6 protein-coding genes and 3 pseudogenes are annotated in these 8595 nt (G+C 69.3%); 4 read left to right on the top strand and 5 right to left on the bottom strand.

Annotated elements, in window-relative coordinates; genetic code table 11:
* Both C1I95_RS35440 and C1I95_RS29255 read left to right on the top strand, forming a co-directional pair.
* A pseudogene (locus C1I95_RS35440) lies at positions 1 to 239 on the top strand (TetR/AcrR family transcriptional regulator); the annotation flags it as partial.
* A gap of 168 nt (positions 240 to 407) precedes the next feature.
* Positions 408 to 984: pseudogene (locus C1I95_RS29255) on the top strand (serine hydrolase); the annotation flags it as partial.
* Here the strand turns inward: C1I95_RS29255 and C1I95_RS29260 are convergent.
* Both C1I95_RS29260 and C1I95_RS29265 read right to left on the bottom strand, forming a co-directional pair.
* Positions 981 to 1790, bottom strand: coding sequence for a CPBP family intramembrane glutamic endopeptidase (locus C1I95_RS29260; protein ID WP_199523963.1), 810 nt, complete (start codon positions 1788 to 1790; stop codon positions 981 to 983). The pseudogene C1I95_RS29255 and the gene C1I95_RS29260 overlap by 4 nt on opposite strands.
* 621 nt (positions 1791 to 2411) lie before the next feature.
* Positions 2412 to 2645 (bottom strand): annotated as a pseudogene (locus C1I95_RS29265) (serine hydrolase); the annotation flags it as partial.
* 85 nt (positions 2646 to 2730) lie between these two features.
* Between C1I95_RS29265 and C1I95_RS36675 the strand changes: the two are divergent.
* The gene (locus tag C1I95_RS36675; RefSeq protein ID WP_111218686.1) at positions 2731 to 3219 is read left to right on the top strand and encodes a transposase; all 489 of its coding nucleotides are present in this window, start codon (positions 2731 to 2733) and stop codon (positions 3217 to 3219) included.
* A 91-nt stretch (positions 3220 to 3310) separates the two neighbouring features.
* Here C1I95_RS36675 and C1I95_RS29275 read toward each other — a convergent pair whose 3' ends face one another.
* Positions 3311 to 4219 carry an alpha/beta hydrolase family protein gene (locus tag C1I95_RS29275; RefSeq protein WP_111218688.1) on the bottom strand — a complete coding sequence of 303 codons (909 nt, stop codon included), beginning with the start codon at positions 4217 to 4219 and terminating at the stop codon, positions 3311 to 3313.
* Between the two features lie 106 nt (positions 4220 to 4325).
* On the opposite strand from C1I95_RS29275, the gene C1I95_RS29280 reads away from it, so the two are divergent.
* Complete coding sequence (locus tag C1I95_RS29280) at positions 4326 to 4895, top strand: TetR/AcrR family transcriptional regulator (RefSeq protein WP_111218690.1); 570 nt, start codon at positions 4326 to 4328, stop codon at positions 4893 to 4895.
* 238 nt (positions 4896 to 5133) lie between these two features.
* Here the strand turns inward: C1I95_RS29280 and C1I95_RS29290 are convergent, their stop codons facing one another.
* Entirely contained in the window at positions 5134 to 6744 is a 1611-nt protein-coding gene (locus tag C1I95_RS29290; protein ID WP_146605894.1) for a hypothetical protein, read from the bottom strand.
* 240 nt (positions 6745 to 6984) lie between these two features.
* On the bottom strand, positions 6985 to 8595 hold a 1611-nt coding region (locus C1I95_RS29295; RefSeq protein ID WP_146605895.1), incomplete at its 5' end, for a helix-turn-helix transcriptional regulator.

Here is an 8595-nt window from a genome sequence, read left to right on the forward strand (position 1 = left end):
GGCGGGTGATCCGCGACCTCTTGGCCGCCTGGGGCGTCGAGATCAGCGCCCAGCTCACGGATCGGTTCCGGCGGGCGGTCGAGGAGGGCGACCTGCCCGCGGAGACCGACCCGGCACTCCTGGCGAAGTACGTCATAACGATCGGCAACGGCGTCGCGGTGCAGGCCGCCGGCGGCACCGAAGGCGACATCCTCCAGCTAGTCGTCGACGCCGCCCTGCGGAACTGGCCGCCGGTCTAGTGACCTGAGTCGTCCAGTCGGCCGCAGTGCGCGGCCAGGCTGTTCAGGATGAAACAGGACCGAGTGGGGGTTGCCGGCCATGGCCAGCGGCGAACCGCTGGTTGACGGCGACGAGGCGGCCGAGGGCTTCGTCCGGGGTAGCCGACCGGCGGCCGGGATGGCCCGGCAGCAGCCGACGCGGCAGCAACCCCGACCACGAGGGCGATCGCGGCCGCACCGAGCTGCGGCGACTGCGTATCGACGGCATCCCCGTGCGACGTCGGGTCGGCGACCTCGCCGACACGCCGGCCGAACGCCTCGGCCCCGACGACGTGCACCTGGCCCACTCCCCCGCCATCGGGGCGGCGAACCCCGGGCAGGCCCACCCGGTCGCCCAACTCGACGTCACCCGCGACGCCGGGTCGACCCGGGCCTTCGTCGACCTGCGGCAGGCCATCTGGCGGCCCTCAACGATCCAGGGGGCATCGCCGCGCGGGTACGCGTCCTGACGAGTGACAACCTGCTCCGGCAGCGGCCGGCCCCGGACTTCACCTCAAACGCCTCCCGCTGGTCGTCCAAGACCGGCACCCTGCTGCACCTGCGCCACGACGTCGGCGTGGTGGACCACGCCGACGGGCAGTCGATCGCGCTCACCGCCTCCCGGGTGCCCGCCGTCACGCAACCCGGGAGTGAGGCGACGATGGCACAGGTCGCCCGGAGGCTGCACGACCACCTTCGGACCGGCACCCTGCCCTGGCGGGGTTAACCCGCGCTTCTGGCCCGGGCTCGCCGCTCGTGCAGCCATACCAGCACCACCATGGCGATGTTCACGGCCGCCAGGATCAGCAGGGACGCGTCACCGGAGTCGGTAGACCGGTCGATCGCGTAGGGCTCACCGTCCGCCAGCACCGTGTTGACGATTCCGAACAGGACATTGTTGGCGACGTGAAAGGCAACCGGCGCCTCGATGCCGCGGCTGATGATCGCCATCAGGGCGGTACAGATGCCGATGAAGGTGTAGTAACCGAACAGCCAGGAGTCGTTCGACCCGTGGAGCATGGCGAAGCCCAGGCTGGAGACGATGAGCCCGACGGCCAGGGCCGGACGGACCGCACGCACCCAGGAAGCGGCGGCGGGCAGCACGGCACTTCGCCACCACAGCTCCTCGCCGGCGGACTGTAGCGGCGTACTCAGTACGGTGACCACCAGCAGGCTGATTGTCGTGCCGGTGACGCCGAAGGCGGTCCAGCCCGGCGAGTCGGGCGCGACCAGCGCCACGACACCGATCCCGGCTCCCACCAGCAGCGCCGCTCCGACCAGGTAAATTCTCAGGCGGCGGGCGTCGAAGGCCCGGGGTGAGCTGATCAGGCAGCGCCACGGCACCTTGGCAATCCACGCCAGGAGCAGGACCGCCACGACGCCCGCCGCACCGATGCTGATATTGATGGCCAGGGACTTCAACGGTGTCATGGTGGGGGACATCGGGTCGTCGCTGCCCTCGATGACGCCCACGAGCTGCCAGAACAGCACCTGGAGCGCCAGCATCGCCAGCGGCGGCACGACAATGACCACGAGCGGCTTCCACCAGGCCATACGCACGTGAGCGCCGAACGGTCGGGAGGGGGCGACGGCCGGCCGGGAACGCTCCCGCGTCACCAGGCGCGAATCGTTGGAGACAGGAGAGCTCGGGCCACTCGTGGTCTCCCAGGGCCCGTCGGTTCGTGGTGCGTTCATCGGAACATTTCCTCTCGGGTGAATCCGTCAGGTGTGCCGACGAGCGAAACGCCATGCCGTGGCGGCACACTTACGTCGTCGGAAGAAGGCGTCTCGGCGGATCCGCCGGTTAGCGGGCCGAGGACCGGCCGGGAAGGCACCCGGGTGGGGGTGGCCTTCGATGGCAAGCGGGTGGGCACGCCTTGCATTGCAGCGCCGGCGGCGCTCTGCGGGCAGTGACACCACGTCACCACCTCGCCATGACATTCCGCGGACATGACGCGCTCAACTCGTTCGGCAACGCGGCAAGCCTCCGCACCGGCCTTCGTTCCCAGGCCGAAGATCGCCACCGCGGGGAAGACCGCCGCGCGACCGCCCCGCCGCCCAGCAGGCCGTAGACGAAGAGCGTCAGGCGTCGATCAGGGTCTTGCGCTCACTTCCGTGCATATCGCTATTTTTCGATCCCACGCCAGGTGGCGGTCACGATCTGCGCCGCACGGCGATGAGGGCGTTGTCGTAGCCGGCGTCCTTTCTCGTCGCGGCTGGACAGCACCGCGAGGACGATCGGCGCGCGATCCGGTGGCCAGATCACCGCGATGTCGTTGCGGGTGCCGTACCCGCCGGCACCGGTCTTGTCCCCGACCACCCAGCCGTCGGGAGCACCGGCCGGATCAGCTCACCGCCGGTGGTATTGCCCCGCAGCCAACCGTTGAGGATGTCGCGGTCCGCGGCTTCGAAGGCGTGGCCGACCGCGGTTCCCCTCGTAGCGCGGAGGCCAGAGCTTGAGGGATAGAGGTTCATGGCTGAGACGAGACGCCGGTTCGATCCGGAGTTCCGCGCGGGTGCGGTGCGCATCGTGCGGGAGACCGGGAAGTCGATCGCGCAGGTCGCGCGTGACCTGGGCATCAATGACGGGACCCTGGCCAACTGGGTGAAGAAGGATCGCGAGGAGCGTGGCGAGGCTGCCGGCGCGGGCGGGCTGAGCGAGGACGAACGCGCGGAGCTGGCCCGGTGCTTGTGCTGCTCAGGGAAGCGGGCGTCGGGAAGTCCGCGCTGGTGGAGCATGCCCGCGACACCGCGGTCCCGTTGGGGTTCCGGGTCGAGTCCTCGGTGGGGGCGGAGTCGGAGACGCAGTTCGCATTCGCCGGTTTGCACCAGTTGTGCGGGCCGCTGCTGGACGCGCGGAGGCGCTACCCGAGCCACTTCGTACGCACCGATCGCGTTCGGTCCGTACTCGCCGGTACCCAGCAGAAGCTTCCGAGGTGTCTGTGCGGCTCATGGCCGCTGAGTGCACGATCTGCCGATGAGCGGGAGCAACGGGTGAGCAGGTGCCGGTCCGGGCCGGAGCGGGTGCGCTCCGGCCCGGTGGGCACCAGGGCTCACTTGTGCTCGACATGGTAGGCGCCGTCGCTGGCCGCGGCGCTTTCGGTGAGAGCTTTCCAGGCCGTGCCGTCGAGGTCGAAGGTGTCGAGGAGATAGGCGGAAACCGCGTCGGCGACCAGGGCTACGCGGGCGGGATCCTCGTCGTTGGTCTCGGCGACCTGCTCGCCAGCGACCCCACCGAGGGTGTGTTCACCATCGGTGATGATGAGCAGGTTTTTGGGCGTGGGGCTGAGGTGGTAGGCGTCGGTGAACCACTCCGGCCCACGGGTGGACATCACCGATTGATCCTTGCCGCCTGTGACGACGAGGGCCGGCGTGGTCATCGTGGAGAAGGCTGGCCGCATGAACGGCAGATGCTCCACCGCGAACGGGGTGAGCGAGTCGCCGGTGCCCGTCGCGGCGAGAAGCGCCCCGGCCTTGACCAAGGGATGGGAGAAGTCCTCGCCTGGCGTGCCGTCGGCGTCGAGCACGCGGGCACCGAGGAGGGTGCCGACGCTCTGACCGCCCCAGGAGTGCCCAACGGCGGCGACGCGCTCCCGGTCGATGCGGCCGGTCAGCCCCGCCTGGGCGAGGATGTCGTCGAGGTTGTCCAGGACGGCGTGCAGGTCGGCGATTCGAACTCGCCAGATGGTGCCGAATCGCGGGTCGTTGAACCCGAGGCCGTGGCGGCGGGAGTCGAGGTGGGTCGGCTGGACGACGACGAAGCCGGCGGCGGCCCACCGGTCGACGAGCGGCTCGTACCCGTCCATGGACCAGGCGTTGCCGTGCGAGAACACGATCACTGGGAGGTCGTGGCCGGACACCGGGGCGGTGACCCTGACCGCCAGGTCGAAGTCGCGTCCGGTGGTGGGCACGGGGACGGGCTTGATCGCCATGATCTGCTGTGCGAGTTGGTGAAGGTGCATGATGTCGCTGCTTCCTCTGCGCTGGGGAGGGCGTCTGCCACAATTAGGCGGAACACTGTTCCGTCAAAGTTAGCGGAACAATGTTCCGCCGACAAGGGGAGGAACTGTGACCGAGTCGCCTGGGGCGCGCGAGGCAGGCGTACGCCGTAACCGCGAGGCACTTCTCGCCGCTGCCGCGGCGGTGTTCGTGGAGCAAGGGGTGCAGGCACCCATCCGCGACATCGCCGGACGGGCCGGGGTGGGCCTCGGCACGGTCTACCGCCACTTCCCGAACCGCGCCGAGCTGGTCACCGCGGTGTACCGCCACCAGATCGAGGAGTGTGTGGCGCTGGCGTCGGCGCTGCAGCGGGAGAGCATCTCACCCGGTGAGGCGCTGACGCGCTGGATCGGGGCATTCGTGGAGTTCCTGGTGACCAAGCACGGGCTCGGGGTCGCCCTGCAGTCGGAGGACCCGAGCCTGCTCACGCTGCATGCGCTGATGCTCGACAAGCTCGTCCCGGCATGCGCGTCGTTGATTGCCGCAGGCGTCTCCGCGGGCGAGATCGATCCCAGCGTGACTGCGCACACCCTCATGCGTGCCGTAGGGAATCTGTGCATCCTCGGCCCCGGTTACGAGCGGGTCCACGCGCAGGACATGGTGGCCCGCCTGCTCGTCGGATGTCGCAGCGCCCGGTGACGCGTCCTGCCTGATTCGGCACGGGCGGGCCCTAGACGATCTATTCCAAGCGCCTCGTCCTCGGTGTTGCGGTCGATAGGGCTGACGTCGAGGTGAAGCCGGTTCTTCACCGTCTTACCCTCAGGGTCATCTAGGAAGAATCGGACGTCTTGTCGCGGACGGCGGGGAGCACGCCGGAGAACCAATAACCGATCCCGGAGCGCCGAACCGATCTACTTCGGCTCTGTAGGGCGCCCTATTACACAGTTCCGGTTCTGGTCAGGGTGATCACGTTGGTGGTCGTCCTGCAGCCGCCCACGTTGACACAGCCTTGGCCGGTCTGCTTCAGGGTGAGCACCGGGTTGCTGCCCGTGATCTGGTAGGTGCCCGAGCCCTTCATCGTCACACCGCTTCCCGAGCCGGCGTAGGTGTAGGTGCCACCGGTGCCGCTGGTCGGGGTGTACGAGTAGACGACCGTGAAGCCGGCGCCCTTGCCTTGCAAGGTGAACGGGGCAGCGAGGTCGGGGACGGTGCCGGACACCTTCACCTCGGTGCCTCCGCTGGCGACGTACGCCCCCTGTTTCGTGTCGAAGTCGATGCTCGCCTTGGCGACACCCCGCCGCGACCTGGCCTCGAGGGAAACCGTCCCGCTCTTGTCGGGCGCGTCTGGGGCGGTGTAGGTGAAGGTCGCATCGGCGTTCACCTTGCTGCCGTCGGGCTTGACCGCGGCGCCGCCCGCGGTGAGGGTCGCCTTGACCGTCCCGCCAACGGGCCCGCCGTCGATCCGGCTGCGCGGCGCGGCGTTGATCGTCGAGGTGGCGCCGGGTTTCATGCCCTTCGGCCCCGGCGAGGCGGTCGGCTTGAGGGTCACGCAACGGCCCGACTGCCAGCCCTTCTCGGCCGCGTCGAGGATTTTGATTCTCATTATCGCGCTGTACAGCGCACCGATGGTTACTGCGGCTTGCTGCAGGGAGCCGTTCGGCTTGCCGCCGCTGCGGTTGAGAGCTGCGGTCGCCGGTTTCGTGTCGCCCACCGCGCCGGAGATATCCACGAAGCTGCCCTTGCTGTTCGCGAAGTCGGCCCACTGCATGCGGTACTCGACGTCGGAGGACTCCAGCTTCGCGTCGTCGTTGACCTGGCCGGTGACCGTGACGTCCAGGGTCCCCCGCTGCCCGGTGCTGCCGCCTGTCTTCGTCGCGGAGATGTCGACCTTGGCGCTGCCCTCGAAGCGGCCGCTCGCGTCGGGGCACGGGCTTATCCCGATCTTCACGGCCAGCTTGGTGGTCACGCCGTCCGACTCGTGAGTGGCATCCATACTCATGTCGGCGTGCTCGAGTGAGCCCGAGACCTTGACTTCCTTGCTCAGGTCCCCGGAAACCTGCTCACCGTCCTTGAAGTCGTTCGAGGCGGATACGACGCCCTCGGCGCCGAGGACGACGAGGATGACGGCACCGAACAGGCCCGCACCGATGGTCGGGCCCGTAGGGTCGGCGACGTACGCCGCCGGCACTATCACGATCGGCTTGTCGCCGATCGCCCGCGCCTTGCCGGTGAGGGCCTTGCCGTGGGCGGCGAACGCGGCGTCAGCGGCTGCGGCTCCGCCGAGCGACGATTCCAAACCCGACTCTTTCCAGAGCTCCCGCTCCAGGACGTTGTCGAGCCTGGCGAGTTCCTGCTCCTGCTGCTCCTGCGATTTCGCCTGTTCAGTGTCGACCAGCCGCTGCAGCGCCGAAAGGTCCACGGCGCCGTCGACGACGACTGGGCCCGGCTTCGAGCTGTCTGGGCCGTTCGGCTGCGAGCCGCATCCACTGAGCACGAGCGCCGCGGCAGCGGCGAGGGAAATTGAGCGGGCGAGAGCAAGATGCGACACGTGGAACTCTTTCTCGCAGGCGTCCGGCCGGGGATGTGCACCTGTCGGTCGGCGGCAGGCCCGGAGTTCGGCGAAGAGTAGCCGGTGGAGGTGGGCCTGTCGATTGGCCGGCCCCGAGCTGCGCTGTCGGGTTTCGGCTAGCAGCTTGCCGAAAAGGTGCGCCTCGTGTTATGCGCGCCTCCGCGTGGGCTGCTCGGCTGGCCCGGGGCGCTGCGGCTGGCGGCGGTTCGTCGGGTGGCCTCAGGCGAGCGGTCCGAGCCGACTGGCGAGTTCGGTCCGGTTGCGTACGCCGAGTTTGCGGAAGGTGTTGCCGAGATGGAACTCGACCGTCTTCGCGGATACGCAGAGCCGGTCCGCGACCTCCCGGTTGCTCAGCCCCGCGGCGACCGCTCTGGCCACCCGGTCCTCTGCCGCCGTCAACGGCTGTTCAGTGGGCGGCCGGGTGGCCAGCGCCCGGGGCAGCTCGCCGATAACGGTGGCGCGCATCGCGACGCCGTGCAGCTCGGCGATGACCCGGGTCAGTGGTCCCGCCGCGCCGATCGCGGCGTAGCCGGAACTCGCGGCCTCCAGGAGCCGGATCGCATCGACCCGTCGCTGCAGACGAGCATGCTGCGCACCGAGCAGCCACGCGATGCGGGCCCGCGACAACCGCTCCACCGGCCGGTTCAATCCGGCGAGCGATGCCTCGACCTGCGCCATCGCAGCCGCGCTCGTGGGCTCGGCGATCCAGCCGCGCCACGCGGGCAGCGCCGGAGCCCCAGGCCAGGCCAACGGCGGGTCGGGTGTGCCGGCCAGCAGTGCCTGCGCTGCGCCCGCATCGCCGTACAGGGCGTAGTGGGTGGCGAGTTCCCAGCGGTGTTCGAAGAACAAGCCGGAGTTGGCCCCGATCGCGCTGTTGACCAGAAGCTCCAGCGTGCCGACCCAGGCTTCGATGTCGCCGCTGATCAGATACAAAGCGGCCCCGCACTCGGCGATGTGGACGGCGACCCAGCTCGACCCCACCCGCGCGGCCAACTCCCGCGCTTCGGTCAGGTAGGCGGCCGACGCAGTGAGGTCACCGCAGAGCGCCGAGATTTTGATCAACCAGGAGGCTACCTCGGCCTGGACGTCCAAGCGGCCCGCCGACTCGGCGAGTTCGCGGGCCGCGCACAGCCCGGCATGCCCTCGGATCAGGTTGCCCGCCCACGCGTCACCGAGTCCGATCATGGCGATGAGCCTGGCTCGGCGAACGGGATCGACGTCGAGCTGGTCGACCAGATGCGCGAAGCCGGGCCGTACCTCGTGCGGCCGGATCAGGCTCAAGGTGCACATGAGGGCGCACTCGACAGACAGCGCGTCATCGTTCAGCCGGTGCGCCGCGAAGATCCGCAGGGCCGCCTCGAGATCGCGGGTGGCGTGCGGTTGCCTGATCCGTGTCCCGACGACACCGGACAGCGTGTGGAACAGCAGCTCGGTTCGCGGCTCGGCCGGCTCACCACGCAACGCCGCGATCCGCTCGACCAACGGCGCCAAAGTGGCCGGGTCCGCCGTTCTGGACACGGCCAGAAACGCCTCGGCAACCATGCGGGCGGCGGACACCGGGTCGGCGACATCTCGGGCGGTGGCCAGGATCCGGTCCGCCTCCAGGTCGATGAGCACGACAGATTCTATGGCTGGCCCTGGTGGATTCCCCAGGCCCCTGAATGCGCTGGCGTAATGCTGACAGCGCCTCGCGGGGGTGTTAGGCCGGCGGTCGTCGATCGCCGCGATGTCCCCCGCACCGTGAACGAACCCAAGCCCCTGCTCGCCGCGCCGCAGACCAGAGCAGGCGCGGTCACGATCTGGATCTTCGTCGTCACCCCGTTCATCGCT

Origin of the sequence: Micromonospora craterilacus (assembly GCF_003236315.1) — a bacterium.
GTDB lineage: Bacteria > Actinomycetota > Actinomycetes > Mycobacteriales > Micromonosporaceae > Micromonospora > Micromonospora craterilacus.